The sequence below is a fragment of the Streptomyces endophyticus genome (genome assembly GCF_035798155.1).
Classification (GTDB): Bacteria; Actinomycetota; Actinomycetes; order Streptomycetales; family Streptomycetaceae; genus Streptomyces; species Streptomyces endophyticus.
In genome coordinates this window covers 118,352-142,992 of sequence record NZ_JAOZYC010000164.1, presented here as the reverse complement: position 1 = coordinate 142,992, position 24,641 = coordinate 118,352, and the positions used below count along the sequence as shown (strand labels likewise).

Below are 24,641 nucleotides of genomic sequence, written 5' to 3'. Positions count from 1 at the left end.
GGATGTACAGCGAACAGGGCCTGGCCACCATGTCCGCCGTCGAGATGACCGCCCATTTCGCCGATCGCACGGTGTCACCGGTCGAGGTGCACGACGCGGTGCAGTCGGTGATCGAGGCGCGCGAGGGCGTGCTCAACGCGTTCTGGGTGCGGGATCCCGCCGAGTCCCGCAAGGCGGCAGCGGCGAGCGAGGCCCGTTGGGCGGCCAGGGAGCCGCTGGGGCCGATCGACGGCGTGCCGGTGACCCTCAAGGAGAACATCGCCCGCAGAGGCGTCCCGATGCCCTCGGGCAACGCGGGAGTGGAACCGGTGGTCCCCGAGCGGGACGCGCCGATCACGGAACGGGTCCTGGAGTCGGGCGGATCGATCCTCGGCTCGACCGTCATGCCGGACTGGGGCATGCTCTCCTCCGGTGTCTCCAGCCGGCACGGCATCACCCGCAGCGCCTGGAACCCCGGCTGGACGACGGGTGGTTCGAGCTCCGGGGCGGGCGCGGCGGCCGCGGGCGGGTACGGGCCGCTGCACGTCGGCTCGGACATCGGCGGCTCGATCCGGCTTCCGGGGACGTGGCTGGGCCTGGCCACCCTCAAGCCGAGCGACGGCCGCGTCCCCCTGGACACGCCGTACTTGGGGCGGGCCGCGGGGCCCATGGCGCGCACGGTCGCGGACCTGGCCCTGCTGATGCGGGTCCTGAGCAGGCCGGACGCGCGCGACTGGACGAGCCTTCCGGCGCAGGACATCGACTGGTCGCGGCCGGCCGGTGAGGTGCGGGGGCTGCGGGTCGGCCTGCACCTGGACGCGGGCTGCGGAGGCCCGCGCGACCCGGAGGTGGTGGAGGCGGTGCGCCGGGCGGCGGACGTCTTCGCGTCGGCGGGGGCGACGGTCGAGCCGGTGGAGCCGTTCATGTCCCAGGAACTCCTGGACGACCTGGACCTGTTCTGGCGGGTGCGGTCCTGGAACGACCTCCGCAAGCTGTCCCCCGAGGCCGCGCTGCGCGTCCACCCGTACATCATGGGCTGGTGCCGCGAGGGCGCCGACGTGCCCGGCACCCGGGTGCTCCAGTGCTACCAGCAGATCATGCGGATCCAGGCCCTGACGGTGGCGGCGACGCTCCCGTACGACATCGTGCTGTCGCCGGTGGCGCCCGTGGCGGCGTTCGCGGCGGAGCAGCCGATGCCGTTCATGGAACCGGGCAAGACCATGTCGCACATCGGGTTCACCGCCCCGTACAACATGTCGGGACAGCCCGCCGCGACGGTCAACTGCGCCTTCACGGCGGACGGCCGGCCCATCGGCGTACAGATCTCGGGGCGCCGCTTCGACGACCTGGGCGTCCTCCAAGCGGCGGCCTGGTACGAGGACAACCGCCCGGCCGAGTCGGTCCCGCGGTGGCCGGACGACGCGCTCCTGAGCCAGGAGGGGCAGACGCCGTGACGGCGGACGGGGCACGGTTCCAGCGGGTCGCACCGGTACGGCTCTACCAGCGCATCGTCGAACAGATCGAGCAGGCGATTGCCTCCGGCGACCTGAAGCCGGGCCAACGCCTGCCGAGCGAACGCGAATTGGTGAACCAGTTCGGCGCGAGCCGCCCCACCGTGCGGGAGGCGCTGCGCGTGCTGGAGAGCGACGGCCTCATCCGCTCCCGCCACGGCGACCCGCACGGTCCGGAGATCCTGCCGTTCACCACGGCTGGCCTGGCCAAGGAGATGACCCGGCTGGCCCGCTTCGAGCGCCTCTCGATGGCCGAGCTGATCTCGTTCCGCATGATCCTCGACGGCTCGGCCAGCCAGCTCGCGGCGCGTCTGCGCACGGACGACGAACTGGCCGCGATGGAGGGGACGGTGACGGCGATGACGCACGCCATCGACGCGGGCGACGAGGAGTTCAGCAAGGCGGACGTGGCGTTCCACGAGGCGGTGGCGCGGGCCAGCCGCAACGCGCTGATAGAGGTCTCCAACCTGGTCGTACGCGGAGCGGTCCGCACCCTGATCACCGACAAGGTGGCCCACGCGGACAACCGCCGGGCCCTCATGCGCACGTCGCTCCGCCACCACCAGGAGGTCCTGGAGGCCATCCGCACCCGCGACGGCCTGGCGGCGGCGCGTATCTCGCGGCGGACGTTGTACGACTACTACGCGGGGTATGTGGCGGAGGAGGAGCGGGGGCCGTTGCTGGCGCTGGTGGAGGGAGAGGGGGCCTGAGAGCGGTGTCACCGGAACGTGTCGCAGTCATCGGCGTGGGCGTCGTGGGCGCCTGCGTGGGCTGGAACCTGGCCCGCCGCGGGGCCCACGTCGTCCTCGTGGACGCGGGGCGGCCCGGCGAAGGGGTCAGCGACTGGTCCTTTTCCTGGGTCAACGCCAGCAACAAGACGGTCAGCAGGGCCTACTTCGACCTGAATGTCGCGGGGGTCGCCGCGCACCGCGAGCTGGCCGGGGTGCTGGGCGCGGACCCGTGGTGGCATCCCACGGGTCACCTTCGCTGGGCGGACGAGGACGCGGCGGAGGCGAAGCTCGTCGGGACGGCGGAGCTGCTGGAGAGGTGGGGCTATCGGGTCGAGGCGTGCACGGGTGCCGAGGTGCGGCGCCGTTTCGAGCCCTCGGTCACGATTCCCGACGGGGCCCGCGTGCTGTTCTACCCCGACGAGGCCTGGGTGCACGGGCGGCGGCTCGTCGGCCGACTGGTCGAGGAGGCCGTCGCGTCCGGTGCCGAGGTCCGGACCGGAACCGCCGTGCGTGACATCCGCACCGGTGCGGACGGAGGCGTCCGGACGCTGGACCTCTCCGACGGGAGCGCCCTCGACGTCGATGCCGTCGTGAACGCCGCGGGCCCCGATGCCACCCACGTCGCCCGGCTCGTCGGTCGCGACTTGCCGATGCGCCGGGAGCCCGGCGCCGTCACCCGGCTGGACTGCGCCGAGGTCCCGGTCCGCCGGGCCATGCACACACCGCACATCGAGATCCGCCCCGACGGGGACGCGTCCGTGGTGCTCCACAGCCGCGAGATCGACGCGCTCATCGACGCGGCCGAGGGCCCCGAGGATCCGGACGGACTCGGGCGGCTGCTCCACGCGTCCGCACAGCGCGTCGTCCCCGCGCTCGGAGCCGCCCGCATCGCACGGACACGCGTCGTCAACCGGCCCGTCCCCGCCGACGGATTCCCCTCCGTAGGGGCCCTGCCGTCCATTCCCGGGTACTACGAAGCCGTCACCCACAGCGGCATCACGCTCGGCCCCGTCATCGGCCGGCTGCTCGCCTCTGAGCTCCTCGGCGGGAGGGGCGACGCGCTGCTCGCGGGTTTCCGGCCCGCGCGGTTTCCTGTGTGACGGTGGCCGTGCGACGGCCAGTGCGCCACGCCGTTCAATGCGAAACGACCCCCGAACGACCCTGGCGTGCTGGTGTTTTCCCGGTCGCAGGTGGTCAGTGTAGGAAGCGGAATGATGATCACCGGCTGCACGGAGGAGAGGCTGCACCATGGACGCCTATGTCATGACAGAACGTCATGAGGAACTGCGGGCGGAGGTGCGGTCGTTCGCCGAGGAGAAGATCGCTCCCCGGGTCGCGGACATGGAGGCCTCCCGGGCCGTCGAGTTCGAGCTGGCGCGGCTCATCGCGCGACAGGGGTGGATCGGGGTCACCGTCGACGCCGAGTTCGGCGGCATGGGGCTCGGGCATCTCGCGAAGACGATCGTCATCGAGGAACTCTCGCGGGTCAGCGGGGCCATGGGGGCGATGGCGCAGGCCTCCCAGCTGGGCGTCGCGAAGATCATCCACTTCGGCGATGCCGTCCAGCAGCGCGCATGGCTGCCGCGCATAGCCGCCGGCGACTGCCTCCCGACGATCGCGGTGACCGAGCCCGAGTCCGGTGGGCATGTCCTCGGCATGGAGTCGACCGCCCGCAGGGACGGGGACGACTACATCCTCAACGGCCGCAAGGTGTACGTCGGCAACAGTCATGTGGGCGATCTGCACGGTGTCGTGGTGCGGACCGGCGAGGGCTCGCGTGGGCTCTCGGCGTTCCTCGTCGAGTCCGACCGCCCCGGCTTCAGCGTGGCCCCGCACACCCCGGCGATGGGCCTGCACGGCTTCAGCTTCGGTGAGCTGCGCTTCGACAACTGCCGTGTCCCCGCGGCCAACCTGCTCGCCGGCGAGGGCCGCGGCCTGGACGTCGCGTACTCCTCCAGCATTCTGTACGGGCGCCCGAACCTCACCGCCGTCTCCCTCGGCATCCACCAGGCGATCGTCGAGGAGACGGTCCGCTTCCTGAACGAACGCGAGCGGTACGGCAAGCCGCTCAGCGCCCAGCCGAACGTGCGCCAGAAACTCGGCGCGATGCAGTCCGGCCTGATGACGGCCCGGCTCCTCGCCTACAACGCCGCGCACCTGCTCGACAGCGGTGCGTCGTGCGACGCGGAGCTGATGAACGCCAAGTACGTGGGCGTGGAGTCGGCGATCACCGCGGGCCGCACCGCCATGGAGATCCACGCGGCGGCGGGCCTGTTCCCCGACCGGCCGATCGAACGGTTCGTCCGGGACGCCATGCACATCTACTCCCCCGCGGGCACCTCCGACATCCAGGTGCTGCGCCTCGCCGAGGTCGCTCTGGGTGTCTCCCGCAGCCGCTGGTCCGAGCAGCTCGCCCGGCCCGTAGGGGTGGGTGCGTAGGTTCTACGGAAGCCGCTCCCCCGCCCGTTCGTAGATCAGCCGCATCGCGTCGTCCCGCACCTGCTTGATGAGCTGAAGGCTGTTGTGGCCGCTGTCGAGGGAGCGGGGCTCCGTGCCGACCGCGCAGACCGTGCCCAGGACGAGGTCGGTCTGCGGGTCGATCAGCGGGGCGCCGAGGTAGACGCGGATGCCCAGTTCGTCGACGACGGGGTTGCCTGCGAAGCGCGGCGCCGCGTACACGTCGGGCAGCACCAAAGGCTTCCGGCGGGAGAGGACCTCGGGGCAGTAGCCGTGGTCGCGGGACATCACACGGCCGACCTCGCTGGCGGTGTGGTCCTGCGGCACCATGGTGTGCCGGGTCCCCTCGGGGGTGTGCAGGCCGACGAAGAACTGCTGGTCGGTGATGAGGTTGACCATCGCGTACGGGGTGTCGGCGGCATTGGCCAGTTCGGTGGCGAGCCGGTCGAAGTGGGCGTCGGGCTCGCCGAGGCCGAGCTGCTTCAACCGCTCGGCGCGGGCCGCAAGTTCGGGGTCTGCGGCCGGGTTGTGGAAGCCGGTGAGGGCGTCGTAGGGCATGGTCGCTCCAGCTGGATCAACGGATCGCGGGCGTACGGTGGCGCCGGCTGAGGGTCAGGGCGTATTCGACGAGGGCGATGAGGACATGGCGGCCGGTGTCGGCGCGCCGGGCGTCGAAGAGAACGACGGGCACCTCCGGGTCGAGCTCCAGAGCGGAGCGGACCTCGGTGGACGTGTAGCTGTGGTGCGCGGTGTCGAACTCGTTGACGGCCACGATGAACGGCAGCCCGCGGTCCTCGAAGTACTCGATCGCCGCGAAGCTGTCGGCGATGCGCCGGGTGTCGACCATGACGACGGCCCCGATCGCGCCGAGCGCCAGGTCGTCCCACATGAACCAGAAGCGGTCCTGGCCCGGCGTGCCGAACAGCAGGATCTGCAGCTGCTGTTGCCACAGGGTGATGCGGCCGAAGTCCATGCTGACCGTGGTGGTGGTCTTGTTCTCCACCCCGTCGAGCCGGTCGAGCCCGGCGCTTGCCGAGGTGAGGATCGCCTCCGTGGTGAGCGGTTCGATCTCGCTGACGGCGCAGACCAGCGTGGTCTTGCCGACGCCGAATCCGCCCGCCACGAGTATCTTCAGCGCGGTCAGCGGGATGTCAGAGGCTGCGTAGGCCGACAAGGACTGCCTCCAAGAGGTTGGGGTCGCCGCCGTCGGCGTCGCGGGGCGGGACGGTCGGGGCCAGGACGTGGGAGTCGATGAGGTCGGACAGGATGACCTTGGTGACCTGAACGGGCAGGCGCAGCCGGGCCGCGAGCTCGGCGACGGAGCGCGGTTCGAGCCGGCACAGGGTGAGCACCTGGGCGCCCTCCGGCTGCAGGAGCAGACCGGGGCGCTCGATGTCGACACGCAGGTGCGAGCCCAGGCCGAGCGGGTGGTCGGGACGGGTGCGCCCGCCGGTCAGGGCGTAGGGGCGGGTGGTGGCGGTGTCCTCGGCGAGCCACGCGTTCCCCTCGGAGATCGGGTCGCGGTCCACCGGTCACTGCGCCCAGTCGGGCGAGGGCGCCGGACTGAGACGGGTGGGCGTGCCGAGGTGTCCGCGGACGCTCCTGACGAGCATGGTGATCTCGTAGCCGACGACGCCGACCTCCGCCTCGCGCGCGGCGAGGACGCCGAGCACTCCGTTGAGCCCGGCCTTCGAGACGAACAGATAGCCTCCCGCGCACTCCACGATGACCTGTTCCACCCCGGCCATCGGCTGGTGGATGGTGCTGAGGCCGGTGCCGAGCGAGCACATTCCCGTGGCGATCGCGCTGAGCCGGTCCGCCGAGGCGTCGTCGAAGCCGTGCCGGTAGCGGGTGACGCCGTCGCTGGAGGCGAGCACGGCACCCAGGACGTGGGGCACCCGGGCCGAGAAGTCGGCGAGGAGCCAGTCGAGGTCCTCTGAAGGCGCCTGCGTGGTCATGTGTCAGTTCTCCTGGTGTTCGTCGGACCTGGGCGGCTGCGAGGCGTCGGGCCGGGATGTCTCCCGGCGGGCCGCCTGTACCCCGCCGCTGTAGCGGGCGAGGAGCCCGCCGTCGAGTTCGTTGTGCTGCTGCGGGAGTTCCTCGTCCGCGGCGGCGCCGTGCCGCAGTTCGGGCACGAGGTGGCTGGAGCCACGTCGCGTCCGCTGCGTCAGGGGCGGGCGCTGGGCGGGATCACCGCCACCGTTCTGCGGGCTCTCCGGCGTGGGGGTGGGCCGGGACGCCTGTCCCGTCGTGTGGGACGTGGGGCCCGGTTGCGGCATCGGGCCGGGCGGGCTGCCGGGTGCCGGGTACGGCGACGGGCCCGCGGTGGTGGCCGTCGGGATGCGGCCGGTGGTCGAGCGGGCGGGGACCCGGCGCGGCAGGGTGGCCGCGCGGGGCGCCGCCCCGGCCTCCGGCTCCCGCCTGGCCGGGGTCTCCTGCCTGACCGGGGTCTCCTGCCTGGCCGGGGTCTCCTGGGGCAGCTCCGCCCGCCGCTCCCCGTGCCGCGCGCCCGCCTGGACGACCGGTCCCACCGGGCCGACCGACACGGCCTCGGGCAGGGGTTGCTGTTCGGGCAGCGAAGTCGCCACTGCCACGGGCGCGTTCGCGTCGGGGTGGGGCGCGTACGACGGGGTGGCTGCGGGGGCCGCGGCGGGCGCGGCGTCGTCCGAAGGGGTGTGCAGCACCGCGTGCGGCAGGATCACGATCGCCTGCGTACCCAAGTACATGTTGGCTTCCAGGCGGACCGTGAGGCCGCGCCTTGAGGCGATCTTCGCGGCGACGAACAGACCGGTGCGGCCGTCCTTGAGCTGCTGCTCGACGTCGTACTGCTCGGGGTGGGCGAGGAGTTCGTTCATCCGGCGCCGGTCCTCGTCCGACATGCCGAGCCCCCGGTCCTCGACCTCGATCACCATGCCGGAGCCGGCCATCGCGGAGCGGATCAGGACCTGGCTGGTGGGCGGCGAGAACCGCGTGGCGTTCTCCGCGAGTTCGGCGATCAGGTGGATCGTCTCGACGGCGGCGTGCCCACGCACCTGAACGCCGCCCGCCACGGGCATCACCCGCACCCGCGGGTACTGCTCGATCTCGGCGATGGACTGGCGCAGCACGGTCGCCAGCGGTACCGGGTGGCGGATCTCGCGCGGGACGGCGCCGCCGAGGACGGCGATGCTCTCGACGGACCGCTGGATCCGGGTGATCAAGTGGTCGATGCCGAACAGGGTGTTGAGCAGCTCGGGGTCCTCCACGATCCGCTCGGCGTCGTCGAGGCTCTTGAGCGCGCGGACGACCAGCGTCTGCAGCCGGCGGGCGATGGTGGTGAACGCGTCGAGCTGGCGGCGCGTCGCGGCTTGCAGGACCGCGTTGTGCGTGGCGTGCAGCCCGTGGTGCAGCTCGTGTTCGAGCACGGCGAGCGGATGGGAGTCGATCATGTGGGGCGGCGCGGCGACGGGCGAGCCCGCGGGCTCGCCCCGCTGGATCCGCTCCGCCGCCCGCTGGATCCCGTCGATGCGCTCCGTCAGCGTCGCCCGCAGGCGCGCCGACCGCTCGGCGACACTTGCTTCCTGGGCGGCGTGCGCGGTGTGCAGGGTGCGGGCGGTGGCGCGGGCCGCGCGCCAGGCGAGGCCGATGGCCGATCCGCAGAGCACCGTGGCCCCGGCGCCCGCGCTCCAGGCCACCGCGGCGGAGTCCGAGCCGACGCACGCCGCGTACGCGCCCGCGGCCGCGACGGTGACGGACGCGGTCGGGGCGACGGCGAGCAGGGTCAGGCGCTGCCGCAGCCCCTTCTCGGAGAGCAGCGTCGACGCGGGCTTGCCGCGGTGCAGACCGCGGCCGCCCACGGCGGCACCGTCCGCGGAGTAGTCAGGCATGGGGGTTCCTCGGTAGAGAAGCGAGCGGCGCACGGTGCGTGTGGCGGGCCACCAGGCCGGCACCTCGGACAACAGCCGCATCAAGATCTTGAACTACCCTGATGCTTCAGGGGCGTTCGGGGCTACTTCAGCCCAGGGTCGTTTCAGGGTCGTTCCGTCTTCGGCCGGTGTGCCGTCTGGTCGTTCGGGTCCGCCGAGCTTGCCCGCGAAGGCCAGCACCGCGTCGAGGGACTCGATGTCGACGAGCCGGCTGCGGGGCCGCAGCAGTCCCCCGGCGCCGAATGCCGCCAGCTCGCCGCAGCGCCGCGTCAGCCACTCCCAGTCCACGTCGAGGTGGTCGGCGAGCGAGCGCAGCCGTTCCTCGGGGCTCGCGCCGCGGGTCACCGCGTCGGCGCGGGCCCGGTCGAGCAGTGCGGCGCACGCCCGGACGTCAGCCGGCGCGTCACTGGTGTCGACGTGCCAGATCCCGTGCTCCGCCATCCAGTTGGTGACGATCACCTTGTCGTCGGGGACCAGGACGAAGGCGTCGGTGCGGGCGAAGCCCGGGTCGGCGTACACCCGCACCTCCAGGCCGTGCAGCTCCATCAGGGCCACGACGAGCCACAGCAGGACGCGTTCATGGGGCGCGGCGTCGCGCAGGACGCCCTCCGGGACGTACAGGGCCCGCTCGGAGGGGGCCGCGCCCGCGCCGTCCTGGATGTCGCGCAGGTACTCGGGCCAGCACGCGAAGAACAGCCAGGCCGCGGCGTCCTCGGCGGAGGGCAGCGGCGTCCAGAACAGCGGGGGTGCGCTGGTGCCCGCGAGTTGGCGGGTGATGTGCCGGGCGCAGACGTGCATGCCGAGCCAGGCCGCGCCCACGTTGGTGAGTTCCGGCATCGCCTCGCGGGCCATGGCCGAGCGTCGCTGGTCCAGGAACGGGCCGAGCCGCTGCTGCTCCGCGTGGAGCACGGCGTCGTCGGCCTGGAGGCTGTCGTCCAGGTTGGTCATCGCCCACAGCAGCGCGTACGTGAGCTGATCGACCCGGTAGGCGGACGGGATGGTTAGCATGTCGCCGCCGGTGACCAGGCCGCGCTTCGCGTACGCGGCGTCCAGGGCGTACGCGCTCCCCCGGGATTCGGCGAGGATGAGGGCCCGTCTGGTGGGGCGGATGAAGTGCCGGATGTGCGGCTGGTCCGCGGCGCCGATGATGACGAGTCCGGCGTGTTCGTCGGCCTCGTAGATCTGCACCGGCAGTTGGGCGCCGTCGAAGCGGTGCCGTCCGGTCAGGTGCCACAGTCCTTCGAGTCCCGAGGGCGCGTCCGACAGCCTGAGCGAGGAGCCGCCGAACGCGTCGTCGAGCGCCCGCGCGGTGTCGCGGACCACCTCCGCGCCGGTCCGTGGCCGGGGGCCGTCCTGGGCGTCGGCCACCGGCCGCAGCAGCGCCGCGACCTCGGCGCCGAGCCAGTGCTCCAGCACCTTCGCGGTGTCCGCGCGCGGTACCTGCTCACCGCTGAGCCACCGCTTCCACGTCGCCTGCGAGGCCGTCACCGCGGCGAGCCCGGGGCGCCCCAGGTCCCGCGCGGCGGCCGCGGCCGCGCGCCCGAACTCCGCGTCGAAGACCGCGTATCCGTGGCAGCCGCGTTCCTCCAGCAGGACCCGCAGCAGCGTCCGCCGGGCCATCAGCGCCTCGCCCCCGCGCTCCCGGCGTCCGGCGAGCGGACCCCTAACTCCCGTCGACCGGCCGGTATGTGACGGTGCGCATGCCGAAGGCATGTGCGGTTGCGGAGATCCATAGCCGCGATTATGTCTACGTCAGGTACTACTGAGGCGATGAATCTGTGAAGATCGTTTGTAGACACCCGCACCGGGCGGCAGAAGAGAGGATCCTGCCGCGCGTCGCTCACCCATGACAGTGGGCGGATCCCGGACGCGGCACGTCCAGCGTCGGGTTGCGGTCGAAGAAGCCGAACGGCTTGAGGGTGAAGCCCGTGCGGTCGACGGGCATGATCGGCCAGTCCTCGGGACGTGGGGCGTGGGTGAGGCCGAAGGTGTGCCACAGGGTCAGGGGTTGTCCGTCGAGGTCACGGTCCGCGGCGGCGTACGCGGGCAGGCCGGCCCCGCCGGGGTGCTGGTTGACGAAGTCGCCTGCCGGATAGCGCTCGGCGGCGTCGGAGCGGGTCACCCAGAGGTGCCTCGTGGCGAACGCGGCGCGCGCGGCGACCGAGGACTCCGGGTCGGCGAGCAGGGTCGGCCTCCCCTCAGGGAACAGGGCGTAACCGACGGGCCGGCCAAGGTGGTTGAGGGATTCCGGGTTGGTGATGTGCCATGTGCGGTCGGCGGCCGGGGCGGCGTCGCGCTGGGCCGCGCGCTCGGTGAGCAGCGGGGTGCGGCGCAGCGTGAAGGCGTTGCCCCGCGGGTTGTCGGGGCCGACCGGGACGCGGACGGCGTCGACCTCTTCGACGCGGTTGGTGACTCCGTCGACGGCCATGTCGAGGCGTGCGCAGAACAGGTGTTGGTGGAAGGGGGCGCCGAGCCCCGGCGCGATCTCGGCCCGGAACCGGTCGTCGCCCTCGTAGGCGGCGGTGAAGACGACTCCGGTCGCCTTGGCCTCGAAGGCGATGGTGCCGTCGAGGTACAGGTACCAGTAGAAGCCGTAGTCGTAGTTGCCGATGGTGGTGAAGAAGGAGAGCACCATGCGGCGCTGGCGCCGGGTCTCGGCGGAGCCCGCCCACAGGTCGGTGTGTTTCCAGAGGATCCCGTCGTCCTCCTCGTGCAGGCAGATCGCGTTGCGCAGGGTCCGCGGCTCGCCCTGCTCGTCGGCGATCACCGCGTCGAGGTAGGTGATGTCTCCGACGCAGTCGCAGCCCAGTTCAAGGGAGTTGGCGCAGCGGCCGATCAGATACTCGCCGGTGTCGAAGTAGTTCTGCCAGGAGCGGACCGGGGACGGGTCGGCGTAGGGCACGACCATTTCCGCGATGGAGGCGCGGTGCACGATCGGGCGGGTGCGTCCGGTGTCCCGGTCGGCGAAGGCGACGCGGTGCAGGACGAGGCCCTCGCGGACGTCGAAGCCGATGTCAAGCGACCAGTTCTCCCACGTCAGGCGGTGGCCGTCGAGGGCGAAGCTCGGTCCTTCGGGCTGGGTGATCTCGATGGGGCGCTGGGTGGTGCGCGGCGGGCCCGCGACCTCCGGGTCGTCGAAGTTGCCTGAGCCGGCGGGGACCGGGACGGGGCCGAGGTCGATGACCTGATCGACGGTGCGGTGGGTGACATCGACGTAGCCGACGAGCCCGTCGACCGGGTGTGCCCAGGCGTGGTCCACCTCGTGGTCCTGCACGAAGGCGAGGCCGCGCAGGATGCGCCGCCCGCTCTCCTGCGGGTACTCGTCGGCGTACACACCGGCGGACAGGGGTGCGACCCGCACCTTCCGCACATCGAGGCCCCGGCTCTCCAGGGCGGCGAGCCACCGCTCGTCCTTGGCGAGCAGCTCCTCGACGGCACCGAACTCCTCTTCCAATACGGGGAGTTGCCCGTCCGTCACCGGGTCGAGCCGCCGGTCCGACACCACGCGCCGGTCCGTCAGGGACACCACCACGTCGCGGGCGGGCGCCCCGGCCGTGTCCTGGAGCAGGACCCGCACCCGGCGCCAGTCCGCTGCCTCCGTACCGCCTTCGAACAGCGCCTCCTTCGCGGGCTCTTCGAGCCCCAGGTAGGCGAACCGGGTCGAGTCGGCGAGCAGGCCCGCGGTGCTCAGGATGTCCCGGGCCGCCCGGATCTCCTCGGCGGTCACCGGTGCGAGCGGGTCGTGATCGTGATCGTGCAGGTCACTCATGAGACGCTCCCGAAGCTCTTTCCCCTACGTCCGTGTCACCGCGAGCGTAGGCCGGTGAACTCCCGCCTGTGCGGCAGCGCGTGCACGCGGAGGCGCCATTGCGTGCACCCAGTGGTGTCCCGCGCCGCGCGCGAAGGGTCAGGGTCGCAGCATGCCGTCCCGCCGGGAACGGTCCACCGAGCGACCTACGGAGTACGTCACATGGACTCTCGCCATGACCACCTTTACATCGGCGGAGCGTGGGTGCGCCCCAGCACCGAGCGGCGCCTCGCGCCCGTCGACCCGAGCACGGAGCTGTCGCTCGGCTCGGTCCCCGAGGCGGTGGAGGCGGATGTCGACGCGGCGGTGGGCGCCGCCCGTGCCGCCTTCGACTCCCCTGGTGGCTGGGCGAGTTGGGAGCCGTCGCGGCGCGGCGAGGTGATGGAGCGGTTCGCGGCGGAACTGGACGCGCGGGCGCGGGACATCGCGGCACTGGTCAGCGCCCAGAACGGGATGCCCGTGAACATCGCCCGGCAGCTGGAGGTCGGCTACCCCGGCGCGGTGCTGCGCTACTACGCGGGTCTGGCCCGCGAGACCGGGTTCAGCGAGGTGCGTGCCGGGCTGCTCGGCGGCTCGGTGGAGGTGCGGCGACTGCCGGTGGGGGTCGTGGCGGCGATCGTGCCGTGGAACTATCCGCAGGTCCTGTCCATGTTCAAGATCGCGCCCGCGATGGCGGCGGGCTGCACGGTGGTCCTCAAACCGTCCCCGGAGACCGTGCTCGACTCCTACCTGGTCGCCGAGGCCGCGCAGGCCGCCGGGGTGCCGGCGGGGGTGCTGAACATCGTGCCGGGCGGGCGCGCGGCGGGCGCCCACCTGGTGGCGCATCCGGGCGTGGACAAGGTCGCGTTCACCGGCTCGACGGCCGCGGGCCGCGCCATCGGCGAGACCTGTGGGCGCCTGCTGCGGCCCGTGACACTGGAGTTGGGCGGCAAGTCGGCCGGCATCGTCCTCGACGACGCCGAGCTCGACCCGGCGGTCATCGGCCAGGACCTCGTCGCGGCGACGCTCACGAACAACGGGCAGACCTGCTTCCTCAGCACCCGCATCCTTGCCCCGCGCGGCCGCTACGCCGAGGTCGTCGACCTCGTCACGGACCTGGCCCGCTCCCTGCCCGTCGGCAACGCCCTGGACGAGCAGACCCTCGTCGGCCCGCTGGTCAGCGCCGCACAGCGCGAACGGGTCGAGGGGCATGTGGCCAAGGGCCTCGCCGAGGGCGCCCGGCTCACCACGGGCGGCCGCCGCCCCGCCGACCTCGACCGCGGCTGGTTCCTGGAGCCGACCGTCCTCGCCGACGTCGACAACTCCTGGACCGTGGCCCGCGAGGAGATCTTCGGCCCGGTCCTGTGCGTCATCCCCTACGAGGACTCCAAGGACGCCGCGGACGCCGTCCGCATCGCCAACGACTCCGACTTCGGGCTCGGCGGCACCGTGTGGACCGCCGACCCGGAGCGCGGCGCGGCCGTCGCCCGCCGCGTGCACACCAGCACGATCGGCGTGAACGGCTATCTGCCGGACCCCGTCGCCCCGTTCGGCGGCACAAAGGCCAGCGGCCTGGGCAGCGAGCTGGGCCCCGAGGGACTCGCCGCGTATCTGCGATTCCAGAGCGTGTACCAGTCAAGCCCCGCAGACGGACGAGAGCCAGCGGGGTCCGGGGCAGAGCCCCGAGACGCGGGGGCGGCCCACCAGCACACGCCGATGACCGCCACCACGACGACGCTCACCGCATGAACAACCCCCCGTTGGCATCCCAGCACGCCCCGGTCACCGTGTCCGCGTGCTCGGCGGAGAGCAGGACGACCATGTCGGCGATGAACTGCGGGCGACCCAGGCGGCCCACCGGGATCATCGCCTCGGTCTGCGCCAGCTTCTCCGGGTCCACGGTGCGGCGCACGACGGGGAGGTCCTGCGGGCCCGGCGAGACCGCGTTGACGGTGACGCCGCGCGGGCCGAGGTCGCGGGCGAAGATCTTGGTGAGCGTGGCGACGCCGCCCTTGGCCGCCGCGTAGTGGGCGCCGGTCGCCGTGCCGCCGTTCTGGCCCGCGAGCGAGCCGAGGTTGACGATGCGTCCGTAGCCGCGCTCGGCGAAGTACGAGCCGAAGACCTGGCAGCCGAAGAAGGTGCCGTGCATGTTGGTCTCCACCACGGCGGCGAAGCTCTCCGGGGTGATGTCCATGAGCGACTCGACCTTGGAGTGCCCGGCGTTGTTCACAAGGACGTGCACCGCGCCCCACCGTTCGACGAGCCGGTCGCGGGCGCGGGCGAAGGCGTCCTTGTCGCGGACGTCGAGGGCGAGGCCGACGGCGTTCTCGCCGGTGGGGTCGAGTTCGGCCGCCGCCTTGGTGGCGGCCTCCTCGTCCAGGTCGGTCAGGGCGACCCGGTACCCGTGGTCGTAGAAGCGCGCGGCGATGCAGCCGCCGAGGCCGCCGGCGGCCCCGGTGACCAGGACCACCCGGTGCGTGTCGTCCTCCCAGCGCTCCCCCACGCCCTCCGGGCTCACTTCGTCACGTCCGGCAGCGGACGGCCGACGCGGGCCTCGATCTTCATGTAGCGCCACAGGCCGTGCTCGCCGACCTGCACGGTGCGGAAGAGGTTGCAGGCCGCGGCGACGGTCGGCTGGTCGACGACGTCGGCGAGGACATAGCTGGTCCACGGCCAGGAGCCGGAGGGGCCGACCATGTGCTGGTCGTCGTCGATGGTGCCGATGACATTGAGGCCCGGCAGTTCGTGCAGCTGGCGCAGCATGCTGGTGAAGCCGTCCCAGACCGCCTTGCCCTGCCCGGTCGGCAGGTCGAAGAAGTTCTGGTTGACGCCGATGCAGAACAGCACCCGCAGGGGTGCCTGGGGGGAAGTGGTCATGGTGATGTCACCTTTCGTGAACCGTGAACCGTGAATCGTGAATCGTGAACAGGGTGGGGAGCGGCCGGACCGGGATCAGATATAGCCGGGGAACGGGTCGACGCCCATGAGCACCGCCCCCGCCCCGTCGTACAGGCCCTCTTGAAGGAACGCGTGCTGTGGCACGACGGAGGCGTCCCGCAGGTAGCGCTGCATCGGGCTGCCGTCCGCGATGGCCCGGATGCCCGCGAGCTGGTAGGCGGTGCGGGCGACGTCGAAGGACTCCTGCGCGAGGGCGGTGGAGGCAAGGCGCAGCAGGCTCGCCTGGTGGGCGGTGGCCGGATCGCCGCTCAGTACGGTCTCCCACACCTCTTCGGTGATCTCGTAGAAGAAGGCGCGCGCCGAGCGCAGCCGGGCCTCGGCGCGGCCCACCGCGATCCGGTACGCGGCGCGGTCCGCGGCGACGGGCCCTCCGGTGTAACTGGCGCGCCCGCCCTCCGTGATGACCTGGTCGAGCGCGGCACGCGCCACGCCGAGGCCGACGACGGCGAGGACCTGCGCCGCGTACGGCACGGCCGGGTAGCGGTACAGCGGTTCGTCGACGGTCGGTTCGCCGCCGCGGACGAAGGTCCACTCCTCGGGGACGACGACGCCGTCGACGGCGAGGTCGTGGCTGCCGGTGCCGCGCATCCCGATGACGTCCCAGTTCTCGACGATCTCGACGTCCTCGGGGCGCAGCACCGCGGTGCGCGGCCGGCCTGCCCGGTCCTCGCCCACCTTGATGCCGACGCCGAGGACGTCGGCGCCCTTGCAGCCGCTCGCGAACTTCCAGCGGCCCGAGACCCGGTAGCCGCCGTCGACCTGTTCGGCGCTCTGGACGGGGAAGAGGCCGCCGGCGAAGGCGATGTCGGGCCCGTCCGCGTACAGCCGCTCCTGGGTCTCAAGGGGCAGCGCCGCGAGGTAGATGAGGGAGGAGCCGAAACTCGCGACCCAGCCGGCCGATCCGTCGACCCGCGATATCCGCTCGATCAGGCGCAGGAATGCGGCCGGTGGCAGCGGTTCGCCGCCGAAACGCCGGGGCGCGCTGGCCCGGTAGAGGCCCGCCTTCTTGAATTCGGCGATCATGTCGCGCGGCACGTGCCGCGCGGTCTCGAATTCCGCCCTGCGCTCGGCCACCAGGTCAAGCACGTGCTCGAAAGCCGCGTCGGTGGAGGTCGAGAGCGGATCCAGCGTCTGCGTCATGAGTAATTCCCCTGCCTGGGCTGCGAGTTGATTGCTCGAACTCGATGCACCCATCACGCTATGCGCGGTCACGGTGCGCCAACAATTGGGAATGGCTGGCGGAACGTAGGGGATTTCCCTGATCGTTTACGCGTCCGCGCCCCGCAGCGGCAGCCGGAACCGGAAGACGGTGCCGCGCGGGGAGTTCGGGAACGCCTCGATCTCGCCGCCGTGGCGGGTGATGATGCGGTGGCTCAGGGCGAGGCCGATGCCGTGGCCGTTGCCCTTCGAGGTGAACACCCCGTCGAAGATCCGCCCGTCCGAGGACGCCGGGAGTCCGCCGCCGGTGTCGCGCACCTCGACCTCCGCGCAGTCGGTGCCCCTGCGGGTGGCGATGGTGACCTCCCCGGGTCGGTCGGGCCAACGGGCCATCTCCTCCAGGGCGTTGAAGGCGAGGTTCATGACGACCTGCCCGATGAGCACCTGCTCGCAGCTGACGGGCAGGTCCGCAGCCGTGCGTTCCCAGCACACGGCGACCTGGTGCTCCCTGGCCCGTACGTCGACGAAGTACGCGCAGTCGGCCACGATGTCGCCCAGGTCGACGGAGCGTTTCGCGTCCGCCAGGCGCACGACGTAGGCGCGCAGGCTCGACAGGATCGAGGTGGCGCGCTCCAGTTGGCGGGTGGCGTGGTCGAGGCCCCAGCGCAGCGAGGCCGGTTCCGGGGTGTCGCCGATGCGGCCGAGGGCGCCGGCGACGAAGTTGTGGGCGGCCGCGATGGGCTGGCTGACCTCGTGGGCGATGGCCATCGCCATGTCGCCCATGGCGTTGTAGCGGGCCAGGTGGTTGAGGTACTCGGCGTCGCGCCGGTGTTCCTCCTCGGTGTGCACCGTGTCGGTGATGTCATGGAAGAGGAGGAGCAGGCCCCGCAGGTCGTTCTCGATGTCGATGTACTGGCTGCGCGCCGCGAACCAGCGGTCGGGGCCACCACCGGCACCGTCGGAGACCGACAGCCGGTAGCGGGCGTCGGTGGGCCGGCCGCCGCGCGAGGTGTCCTTCAGTACGCCGCGCAGGACGGCGCCGGAATCGGCCGCGAGGAACGCGGTGAAGTCCGTGCCGAGCAGGCCGTCGGGGTCCCGGTCGAGCAGGATGCCGGCCGATTCGCCCGCGAAGGCGATCCGGCCGTCGTCGTCGAGGACGACGATGCCCTCATCGAGGTTGCGCAGGAACGCCTGGAGCCGGGCCTCGGTGCGGGTCAGATCACGCCGTGTGGCCTTCTCCTCGGCGATGTCGCGGAACTGCACCATGACGACGGGTCCGACCGACAGCTCCACGCGCACGGCGAGCGCCTCGCTGAGGATGTCGGTGCCGGACTTCGACCGGTAGCACCACTCGATGCGGCTGCGGCCCTCGTCCGCGGCCCGCTGGAGCCAGGCGACGCCGATGTGGCGCGCGTACTGCGCCGCGTTGGAGCTCATGTCGGGGGCCTTGAGCGGCTTGAGCTCGTCGAGCGTGAAACCGAGCGCGGTGCGCGCGGCGGGGTTGGCCCACAGGATGTCATTGGTGTGTGCGTCGTGCACCAGGACGCAGTGGTCGATGACCTCGAAGAGGCGGGCCAGGTCGGGGCATCCGAGGTCGGCGGTGGCGGGCATCGGGTGTCACACCTCCTCGGGGCGCAGGCCGCAGCGCATCATGTCGCCGATGAGCGCGCCGAGGGTGTCGGCGTCCGTCTTCTCGCGGATCCGCGCCCGGTGGGCGTCGACCGTCTTCAGGCTGATGCCGAGCTGCCGGGCGATCACCTTGCTGGGGATGCCCTCGACGACCTGGCGCAGGATCTCGCGTTCGCGCGGGCTGAGATGGGTGATCCGCTCGCGCAGGGAGCGCTGCTCGGCGCGGAGCGCGTAGCGCTCACCGGCCACCCGCAGGGCGTTCTGCAGGATGTCGAGCAGCCGCTGGGGATCGTAGGGCTTCTCCAGGAAGTCGACGGCTCCGGCTTGCAGGGCGCGCACCGACATGGGGATGTCTCCGTGCGCGGACACGAACACGATGGGCAGTGCGGCGCCCCGGGCGTTGAGGAGTTCCTGTACGTGGAATCCGCCGATGCCCGGCATGCGTACGTCGAGGACGAGGCAGGCCGGGCGGTCCGGGTCGAAGGCGTCGAGGAAGGCGTCGGCGTCGGTGAACCACTCGGTCCTGATGTGCACGGACTCCAGCAACCAGGCCAGGGAGAGGCACAGTTGCTCGTCGTCGTCGAGCACATAGACGAGGTCGGCCGCCGGTTCACCTGTCATGGTTCCTCGCTTCCTTCGTACGTACATGCCTCCGCGCCGCCCGGCCGCAGGAGGCCGAGGACCACGCCCCCGGCGAACACCGCGACCACGGTCAGCTCCAGGACCAGCGCCGTGGTGCCGGACGCGGAGACCAGGGTCGTGAAGTTGCGCAGTGCCAGTACCGTCGCGCCGCACAGCAAGGCGATCGCGAGCAGCGGGGCGAGCACGGTGTGCCAGATCCTTTCATCGAGCCGGGTCCTGCGGAAGAACACGATCACGGACACCGAGGTGAGCAGGTACAGCAGCATCAGCGCGAGCACGCTGACGCCACCGCCCCAGGTCAGCAGCGTGAGCACCGGGTCGGCCCCGGCGACGGCGAACGGCACGACGAGGACGGCGGCGAGCACCGTCTGCGCCAGGCTCGCCGCGTAGGGCGCCCCGTGCCGGTTGGTGCGGGCGAGCCCGCGGGGCAGCACCCCGGCCCGGCCGAGGGAGTGGAAGTAGCGGTTGATCCCGTTATGGAAGGCGACGACGCCCGCGAGCAGCGAACTGGCCAGCAGGAACTGCGTGACATCACCGGCCCAGCCGCCCAGCGTGTGCGTGAGGGGGGTGAGGACGACGGAGGTGGCATCGCCCTCGCGCAGCGCGTCGAGCGCGGCGCCCTGTACCCGGTCCGCGCCGTAGTAGCTCACGATCATCCATGAGACGAAGGCGAAGAACAGCGAGATCGCCGCGACCGACACATAGGTGGCGCGGGGCACCGTGCGCGCGGGGTCCCGTGCCTCCTTCGCGTACAGGGCGGTCGACTCGAACCCGAGGAGACAGCCGATCGCGAAGGTCAGCGCCACGCCGGGCGCGCCGGTGAAGAAGGCGGAGGGGGCGAACGACCCGGCGATGTCGAGGCCGTGCGGGCCGCCGCCGCTGAGGAGTTCGTACCCGGCGAACAGCAGCAGCACCGAGGTCTCGGCGACGACGAGCACGGCGAGCAGCCGCGCCCCGAGCTCGATGTTGAGGGAGCCGAGCGCCTGCACGAGGAGCATCGTGGCGAGCGTCCACACCCACCACGGCAGATCGAGCGAGAGGTAGCGCTGAGCGAGTCCCTGCACCACCACGCCGTACAGGCCGTAGAGCGCGGCCTGCGTCGCGCTGTAGCAGAGGATCGCCGCCTGCGAGGCACCGACGCCGAGCGGCCGGCCGAGGCCGCGGGACACGTACGCGTAGAAGGCGCCGGCGTCGGTCACGTGCCGGCTCATCGCGATGAACCCGACGGCGAACAGGCCCACCATGACGCCGACCACGAGATAGACGGCGGGCGCCGCGCCGCCGTTGCCGAGGCCGAGCGGGATGGGCAGGGTCCCCGCGACGCCGGTCAGGGGCGCCTGCGCGGACAGCACGAAGAACACCATCCCGGCCACGCCCACGGCGCCCTTGCGCAGCCGGGTGCGGGGCTGCGGTCCTGTGTCCGGTGACGTGTCCGGTGACGTGTCCGGTCCTGCGGACTGCTCGATCACGCGGTCTCCCTGGGGCCGGAGTTCGGTGGGGTCGGGACGTACTGTGCGCGCGGCGGGCGGTCCCGGAGTGCGGGCGCGTGCATCCGTTACCGCCTTTGCATGCACGCACGCGCGGGCTACGTTGATCGAAAGTCCCCCGGCGGGTGGAGCGCGGCATGCCTTCGTACGTGAGCACCGAGTACGTGACCACCGACGGCGTCGCCCGGGACGACCGCTTCGACCACTGGGCCAAGGAGATGTCGCAGGTGTTCGGCGGGCTCGACACCCGGCCGGTCGCGGCGGGCGCCTTCCACGGCACGGCCACCTGCGACGCGCTGGGGCAGCTCCTGCTCGGCTCCATCAGCGCGGGGCCGCTGCGGGTGCGGCGCACCGAGCGGCTGGCGGCGCGGAGCGAGGACGACCACTACAAGGTGGCACTTCAGGTCGCGGGCACATGTGTCGTCGAACAGGACGGCGTGTACGGGGCGTTGGGCCCCGGCGACCTCGTGATCTGCGACACCACGCGCCCGTACGCGTTCCGCTACGACACCGCCTTCCGCACCGTGCTGATGCTGGTGCCGCGGGCGATGCTGCCGGTGCGGCCCGAGGCGGTGCGCGGTCTCACGGCGCGGCCGCTGACCGGGGAGAGCGGAGTGGCGGCCGTGGTGGGGCCCTTCCTGCGCTCGCTCGGGGAGCAGGCGCGTACCTGCGCGGGGCCCGCGGCTTCGGGGCTCGCGGACGGGGCGGCGTCGCTGATGACGGCGCTGGTGTCGGAGCGGCTCGACCGTGCGGCGCCCGCGGAGCCGGGACACGCGATGATGCTGCGGATCCGCGCGCACATCGACAGCCGCCTCCCGGACCCGGGGCTCACCCCGGACTCGATCGCCGAGGCGCACGGGATCTCCCGCCGCTATCTGTTCAAGCTGTTCGCCGCCGAGGACCTCACCGTCGCGGGCTGGATCCGGACGCGCCGCCTGGAGCGGTGCGCGCGGGATCTGTCGAGTCCGGCGGCGGTGCGGCAGTCCATCGGCATGATCGCCGCGCGCTGGGGGCTGCTGGACGGCCGCCACTTCAGCCGGGTGTTCAAGACGGCGTACGGCTGCACGCCACGCGATTTCCGCCGCCGCGCGTTCGCACTCGCGGAACAGGCCCCTCACGGCCGAATCGGCACGCGGACGGACGGGTAACTCCCCACGCGTGCGCGGGCAGCGCCCGTCACGCGGTCAGTGACGTCGGGATCGCGTGGAACTGCCGGCGGAAGTAGACCAGCGCGCCCGCCCCGTCCTCGCCGACGAGCACCCGCTCCGCCTCGATGAACATCACGGTGTGCGAACCGCGTTCGGCGGTGCCGGTGACGCGCCCGACGATCGAGGCGGCGGAGCCCTTGAGCACGGGCACGTCGGCGAGCGTGTGGTCCCATACGTCGCCGCAGGCCGCGAAGCGCTCCTCGGCGGGTACGCCGCCGGCGAAGGCCTTCGCGACGTCGGCGTGGTCGGGGCCGAGGACGTTGACGCAGACCCGCCCGTTCTCCGTGAACAGGTCGTGGCTGCGGCTGGACTGGTTGATGCAGACGAGCATGGTGGGCGGGTCGTCGGTGACGGAGCAGGCCGCGCTCACCGTGATGCCGGCGCGACCGCGCGGTCCGTCCGTGGTGACGATGTTGACGCCTGCGGAGAGGTTCGCCATCGCGTCACGGAACGATCGTTGGTTCGAGGTGAGTTGGTCCACCGCTGCCCTGCGTGTCACGGGTGTCATGGCTGCCACGGTAGGGCGCGGCGGGTGCCCCGCGATATCGAGAGTTCCTTCGCACCCGTTAAGGATTTCCCCTATGCCGAGCGCTGGGTGCGGGGTGCCGGGCGCCGGGTGCCGGGTGCCGGGTGCCGGGTGCCGGGTGCCGGGTGCCGGGTGCCGGGTGAGCGTCACCGCATACTGCACGGGTGACGATGTCTTCGCTTCCCGCAGGGCTTGCTGCCCGCCGGGTACGAGCGGTACCTACGTGTGCTGCATCCGGCCGGGTGCGACGAGGACGACGAGCCGTGCGGGCCGGGCGAGGGTACGTTGCCGGGCCCGCTGGCCGCGCCGTTGGCATCGGTTCTGGAAGGCTGTACGACCACGCCGGACGACTGCTACTTCGGGGTGTGGGAAGGGTGCGGCTACCTGGAGGACGACCGGAGTTCGGTCGACGTCACCGGCGCGCCCCGCCTCGGACTGCCCCACCGCGGGTACCCCGTGTTCCATGGCCCGGTCGGCACGGTGACCCTCCTGGCCATGGCCGTCGCGGGTGAGCTCGGGGAGGGCGGCGACGTGGACAACGCCCTCGTACCCGACCTGTGGTGGCCCGCCGACCGCTCCTGGTTCGTGCACGGGGACACCGATCTCACCGCGACGTGGATCGCCTGCTCCGCCGCCGCGGCGGAGCAGGTCCTCGCACACCCGGGCCTGGAGGCCGTGGTCATGTCCCCGGACTCGCCGGTGCTCCCCTGACGGTCGGATCAGTCGGCGAGCGCGCCCATCGGGTCCCAGGCGGGCAGCACGATCGGCGGCTCGTCGAGGGCGGCGGAGAGCTCCGGCGGGAGGGCGGAGCGGCGGACGGCGACCTCGAAGACGTACTCGCCGAACCACGAGTCGTTCATGGTCCAGAAGCCCTTGTCGGCCTTCTCTTCGCCCCAGCTGTTCTCGACCCGCCAGCGGCGCGGCGCTCCGTCCACGACATCGACGCCGGTGAAGAGCATCGCGTGGGTCATCTGGGTCTCGTGGTGGAGCAGCCGGTCCGCCTTGTCGAGCTCGAACGACGCGTCGTAGACGGCCTCGTAGTCGAAGAGTTCCGCGTCCCAGATGCCGAGGTCGGCGCGCATCTGCTGGCCGACGTCGCAGCCGAACCAGACCGGCTCGCCGCCCACGACGGCCTCCATGGTGAGGCGCTTGAGCAGGTCGATGTCCGCGTTGAGGTAGACCACGGGCGGCGCCTCGACGATGTTGCCCAGGTGCTCGACGGTGAAGGTGCGGCCGGCCGGGCTGGACTCGCGCGGATCGTGGACGAGGCACACGTACTCGTCGAGGGGTATTCGCACATACGCCTCGGCGAACTCGGTCGGCGTCGTCCAGCCGTCGCGGTGGAACTCCTGGTCGCTGTCCCGCCACTGCCACAGGAACGACTGCGGTGGTGTGCCGAGGTGGATGCTGAGCACGCGGTGGACGGCGCCGAGCACCTCCGCCTTGCGGGCGCGCTGCGCCTCCACGCCCTCGGCCGCGGCGCGCCGCAGATCACGGGCGCCCTGCCGCAGCAGGCTCATCAGGGCCCGGTTCATCGGCCCGGTCGCCGACGAGCTCTCGGTCTCCGGCATCGCCGACTTGGGCACCAGGCCGTGCTTGGCGACCAGCGCCACGAACATGTTCCACTGCCCGCCGTCGCTGATCGGATCGCCGAGCAGATGCGCCACCGTACGGTCGTCGACATCGCGGTCGGAGGTGTCGATGACACTCTCCAGGAAGTGGTTCGCGCGCTCGAACTTGTCCCACCACAGCACGTAGTTCTGGGAGAACTCGAAGTCCTTCACACCAAGCTTCTCCGCGGCGCCCACGCGCAGCAGATTGAGTCCGGCGAACATCCAACAGCGGCCGCTGCGCTTCTGGTTGGTGACCTTCCAGTCGTCCAGGTGGTGCGAGACGGTGTGGTCGATGGCGGTGACGATCCGCCGGTCCAGGGCGATGTCGTCCACCGTCGTCTGCGTCACGGCGTTCTGCATCAGCCGGTTCGCGGGACGGGCGGCGAACTCCTTCTCGTAGGCCTCGAGTTGTGCCGGAGTGAGACTGCGGTCGCTGTCGTCCGGAGCGTCGGTGGGCTGAGAGGTGTGGGTGTGTCCGAGCGTCACGGTATCCGCTTCCCATTCTCGAATCGGCCCGTGCTCGCGCGGGGCCTGGCAGGTAAAAAGGGCAACGCGTTCTCACCGTCGCACGGCCGTTCTAGCCAGTCAACGGACCGGTGTTCATGATCGTCGGTCCAGGACTCAGCCCTCGGCGTCCTGCGGATACCACCGGAGTTCGACGGTGTTCCCGTCCGGGTCCTTGACGTACACGGACTGTGCCTGCCCCCGCGCGCCCCAGCGCGGCACCGGGCCCTCCAGGACCTCGAACGCCCCCGAGTCGATGACCTCCTGCCAGTCCAGGGGGTCGACGACGAGGCAGAAGTGGTCGACGTTGGACTCGGTCCGTGCCGTGGCGAACAGGTCGATGACCGTGCTGTCGTCGATCCGGACGGACGGGAACGGGACCTTCCCGGCCCGCCACTCCTCCACCCGCTCGGGCGCGAGTCCCAGTCGGCCGGTGTAGAACTCCAGCGACTTGTCGACGTCGGCCACGTTCAACACCAGGTGATCGAGAGCTTTGACTCGCATGGGTAGGGTCCCCGTCCTGTCGGTTGCACTGTCATGGACTGC

At 71.8% G+C, this 24,641-nt stretch carries 23 protein-coding genes; 7 read left to right on the top strand and 16 right to left on the bottom strand.

Annotation, left to right across the window (positions count from 1 at the left end; all coding sequences use genetic code 11):
- Positions 1-2 precede the first annotated feature (2 nt).
- From OKJ99_RS33465 to OKJ99_RS33450, 4 genes are all read left to right on the top strand, one after another.
- Positions 3-1,433 (top strand): amidase, encoded by a 1,431-nt coding sequence (locus tag OKJ99_RS33465; RefSeq protein ID WP_326021884.1) that lies wholly within the window; start codon positions 3-5, stop codon positions 1,431-1,433.
- Positions 1,430-2,200, top strand: coding sequence for a FadR/GntR family transcriptional regulator (locus OKJ99_RS33460; protein WP_326021883.1), 771 nt, complete (start codon positions 1,430-1,432; stop codon positions 2,198-2,200). Before OKJ99_RS33465 ends, OKJ99_RS33460 begins: the two co-directional genes overlap by 4 nt.
- A gap of 5 nt (positions 2,201-2,205) precedes the next feature.
- Complete coding sequence (locus tag OKJ99_RS33455; RefSeq protein WP_326021881.1) at positions 2,206-3,321, top strand: NAD(P)/FAD-dependent oxidoreductase; 1,116 nt, start codon at positions 2,206-2,208, stop codon at positions 3,319-3,321.
- Between the two features lie 148 nt (positions 3,322-3,469).
- Positions 3,470-4,660: an acyl-CoA dehydrogenase family protein gene (locus tag OKJ99_RS33450; protein ID WP_326021880.1), complete on the top strand. Its 1,191-nt coding sequence runs from the start codon at positions 3,470-3,472 to the stop codon at positions 4,658-4,660.
- A 3-nt stretch (positions 4,661-4,663) separates the two neighbouring features.
- Here the strand turns inward: OKJ99_RS33450 and OKJ99_RS33445 are convergent, their stop codons facing one another.
- The 7 genes from OKJ99_RS33445 to OKJ99_RS33415 all read right to left on the bottom strand — a co-directional run bounded on the left by OKJ99_RS33445 (position 4,664) and on the right by OKJ99_RS33415 (position 12,352).
- Positions 4,664-5,236: a GAF domain-containing protein gene (locus OKJ99_RS33445; protein ID WP_326021879.1), complete on the bottom strand. Its 573-nt coding sequence runs from the start codon at positions 5,234-5,236 to the stop codon at positions 4,664-4,666.
- 16 nt (positions 5,237-5,252) lie between these two features.
- Positions 5,253-5,852 carry a GTP-binding protein gene (locus OKJ99_RS33440; protein ID WP_326021878.1) on the bottom strand — a complete coding sequence of 200 codons (600 nt, stop codon included), beginning with the start codon at positions 5,850-5,852 and terminating at the stop codon, positions 5,253-5,255.
- Positions 5,830-6,207, bottom strand: coding sequence for a DUF742 domain-containing protein (locus OKJ99_RS33435; protein ID WP_326021877.1), 378 nt, complete (start codon positions 6,205-6,207; stop codon positions 5,830-5,832). Before OKJ99_RS33435 ends, OKJ99_RS33440 begins: the two co-directional genes overlap by 23 nt.
- 3 nt (positions 6,208-6,210) lie before the next feature.
- Positions 6,211-6,636 carry a roadblock/LC7 domain-containing protein gene (locus OKJ99_RS33430; RefSeq protein WP_326021876.1) on the bottom strand — a complete coding sequence of 142 codons (426 nt, stop codon included), beginning with the start codon at positions 6,634-6,636 and terminating at the stop codon, positions 6,211-6,213.
- Positions 6,637-6,639: 3 nt separating this feature from the next.
- Complete coding sequence (locus OKJ99_RS33425; protein ID WP_326021875.1) at positions 6,640-8,544, bottom strand: sensor histidine kinase; 1,905 nt, start codon at positions 8,542-8,544, stop codon at positions 6,640-6,642.
- Between the two features lie 93 nt (positions 8,545-8,637).
- Positions 8,638-10,203, bottom strand: coding sequence for a hypothetical protein (locus OKJ99_RS33420; RefSeq protein ID WP_326021874.1), 1,566 nt, complete (start codon positions 10,201-10,203; stop codon positions 8,638-8,640).
- Between the two features lie 220 nt (positions 10,204-10,423).
- Positions 10,424-12,352, bottom strand: a complete 1,929-nt coding sequence (locus OKJ99_RS33415; protein WP_326021873.1) for a primary-amine oxidase — start codon at positions 12,350-12,352, stop codon at positions 10,424-10,426.
- A 201-nt stretch (positions 12,353-12,553) separates the two neighbouring features.
- Here OKJ99_RS33415 and OKJ99_RS33410 point away from each other — a divergent pair, with 201 nt between their 5' ends.
- Positions 12,554-14,119 carry an aldehyde dehydrogenase gene (locus tag OKJ99_RS33410; protein WP_326021872.1) on the top strand — a complete coding sequence of 522 codons (1,566 nt, stop codon included), beginning with the start codon at positions 12,554-12,556 and terminating at the stop codon, positions 14,117-14,119.
- Here the strand turns inward: OKJ99_RS33410 and OKJ99_RS33405 are convergent.
- The 6 genes from OKJ99_RS33405 to OKJ99_RS33380 all read right to left on the bottom strand — a co-directional run bounded on the left by OKJ99_RS33405 (position 14,109) and on the right by OKJ99_RS33380 (position 20,226).
- Entirely contained in the window at positions 14,109-14,873 is a 765-nt protein-coding gene (locus tag OKJ99_RS33405; RefSeq protein ID WP_326021870.1) for an SDR family NAD(P)-dependent oxidoreductase, read from the bottom strand. The genes OKJ99_RS33410 and OKJ99_RS33405 overlap by 11 nt on opposite strands.
- A gap of 11 nt (positions 14,874-14,884) precedes the next feature.
- On the bottom strand, positions 14,885-15,247 hold the full coding sequence (locus OKJ99_RS33400) for a hypothetical protein (protein WP_326021869.1): 363 nt from the start codon (positions 15,245-15,247) through the stop codon (positions 14,885-14,887).
- A gap of 75 nt (positions 15,248-15,322) precedes the next feature.
- Positions 15,323-16,468 carry an acyl-CoA dehydrogenase family protein gene (locus OKJ99_RS33395; protein WP_326021867.1) on the bottom strand — a complete coding sequence of 382 codons (1,146 nt, stop codon included), beginning with the start codon at positions 16,466-16,468 and terminating at the stop codon, positions 15,323-15,325.
- Positions 16,469-16,594: 126 nt separating this feature from the next.
- Positions 16,595-18,097, bottom strand: a complete 1,503-nt coding sequence (locus tag OKJ99_RS33390; RefSeq protein ID WP_326021865.1) for a PAS domain-containing sensor histidine kinase — start codon at positions 18,095-18,097, stop codon at positions 16,595-16,597.
- 6 nt (positions 18,098-18,103) lie between these two features.
- Positions 18,104-18,736, bottom strand: a complete 633-nt coding sequence (locus OKJ99_RS33385; protein WP_326021863.1) for a response regulator transcription factor — start codon at positions 18,734-18,736, stop codon at positions 18,104-18,106.
- On the bottom strand, positions 18,733-20,226 hold the full coding sequence (locus OKJ99_RS33380; protein WP_326021861.1) for an APC family permease: 1,494 nt from the start codon (positions 20,224-20,226) through the stop codon (positions 18,733-18,735). The genes OKJ99_RS33385 and OKJ99_RS33380 overlap by 4 nt, the downstream gene beginning before the upstream one ends.
- Positions 20,227-20,381: 155 nt before the next feature.
- Between OKJ99_RS33380 and OKJ99_RS33375 the strand changes: the two genes are divergently transcribed.
- A complete protein-coding gene (locus OKJ99_RS33375) occupies positions 20,382-21,392 on the top strand; it encodes an AraC-like ligand-binding domain-containing protein (protein WP_326021859.1) in 1,011 nt (336 codons plus the stop codon).
- Positions 21,393-21,420: 28 nt separating this feature from the next.
- Here the strand turns inward: OKJ99_RS33375 and OKJ99_RS33370 are convergent, their stop codons facing one another.
- Positions 21,421-21,960, bottom strand: coding sequence for a flavin reductase (locus OKJ99_RS33370; protein WP_326021856.1), 540 nt, complete (start codon positions 21,958-21,960; stop codon positions 21,421-21,423).
- Positions 21,961-22,170: 210 nt separating this feature from the next.
- Here OKJ99_RS33370 and OKJ99_RS33365 point away from each other — a divergent pair, with 210 nt between their 5' ends.
- The gene (locus OKJ99_RS33365) at positions 22,171-22,689 is read left to right on the top strand and encodes a hypothetical protein (RefSeq protein ID WP_326021855.1); all 519 of its coding nucleotides are present in this window, start codon (positions 22,171-22,173) and stop codon (positions 22,687-22,689) included.
- An 8-nt stretch (positions 22,690-22,697) separates the two neighbouring features.
- On the opposite strand, the gene OKJ99_RS33360 is transcribed toward OKJ99_RS33365, so the two are convergent.
- Entirely contained in the window at positions 22,698-24,077 is a 1,380-nt protein-coding gene (locus OKJ99_RS33360) for a C1 family peptidase (RefSeq protein ID WP_326021853.1), read from the bottom strand.
- A gap of 135 nt (positions 24,078-24,212) precedes the next feature.
- Positions 24,213-24,599, bottom strand: a complete 387-nt coding sequence (locus tag OKJ99_RS33355) for a VOC family protein (RefSeq protein WP_326021851.1) — start codon at positions 24,597-24,599, stop codon at positions 24,213-24,215.
- Positions 24,600-24,641 lie beyond the last annotated feature (42 nt).

Bases quoted from the DNA above. Each gene is read 5' to 3' on its own strand.
- OKJ99_RS33385 (WP_326021863.1), bottom strand. From the start codon at position 18,736: ATGACAGGTGAACCGGCGGCCGACCTCGTCTATGTGCTCGACGACGAC.
- OKJ99_RS33420 (WP_326021874.1), bottom strand. From the start codon at position 10,203: ATGGCCCGGCGGACGCTGCTGCGGGTCCTGCTGGAGGAACGCGGCTGC.
- OKJ99_RS33445 (WP_326021879.1), bottom strand. From the start codon at position 5,236: ATGCCCTACGACGCCCTCACCGGCTTCCACAACCCGGCCGCAGACCCC.
- OKJ99_RS33355 (WP_326021851.1), bottom strand. From the start codon at position 24,599: ATGCGAGTCAAAGCTCTCGATCACCTGGTGTTGAACGTGGCCGACGTC.
- OKJ99_RS33465 (WP_326021884.1), top strand. From the start codon at position 3: ATGTACAGCGAACAGGGCCTGGCCACCATGTCCGCCGTCGAGATGACC.
- OKJ99_RS33400 (WP_326021869.1), bottom strand. From the start codon at position 15,247: ATGACCACTTCCCCCCAGGCACCCCTGCGGGTGCTGTTCTGCATCGGC.
- OKJ99_RS33375 (WP_326021859.1), top strand. From the start codon at position 20,382: ATGCCTTCGTACGTGAGCACCGAGTACGTGACCACCGACGGCGTCGCC.
- OKJ99_RS33450 (WP_326021880.1), top strand. From the start codon at position 3,470: ATGGACGCCTATGTCATGACAGAACGTCATGAGGAACTGCGGGCGGAG.
- OKJ99_RS33415 (WP_326021873.1), bottom strand. From the start codon at position 12,352: ATGAGTGACCTGCACGATCACGATCACGACCCGCTCGCACCGGTGACC.
- OKJ99_RS33425 (WP_326021875.1), bottom strand. From the start codon at position 8,544: ATGCCTGACTACTCCGCGGACGGTGCCGCCGTGGGCGGCCGCGGTCTG.
- OKJ99_RS33370 (WP_326021856.1), bottom strand. From the start codon at position 21,960: ATGACACCCGTGACACGCAGGGCAGCGGTGGACCAACTCACCTCGAAC.
- OKJ99_RS33395 (WP_326021867.1), bottom strand. From the start codon at position 16,468: ATGACGCAGACGCTGGATCCGCTCTCGACCTCCACCGACGCGGCTTTC.
- OKJ99_RS33410 (WP_326021872.1), top strand. From the start codon at position 12,554: ATGGACTCTCGCCATGACCACCTTTACATCGGCGGAGCGTGGGTGCGC.
- OKJ99_RS33390 (WP_326021865.1), bottom strand. From the start codon at position 18,097: ATGCCCGCCACCGCCGACCTCGGATGCCCCGACCTGGCCCGCCTCTTC.
- OKJ99_RS33430 (WP_326021876.1), bottom strand. From the start codon at position 6,636: ATGACCACGCAGGCGCCTTCAGAGGACCTCGACTGGCTCCTCGCCGAC.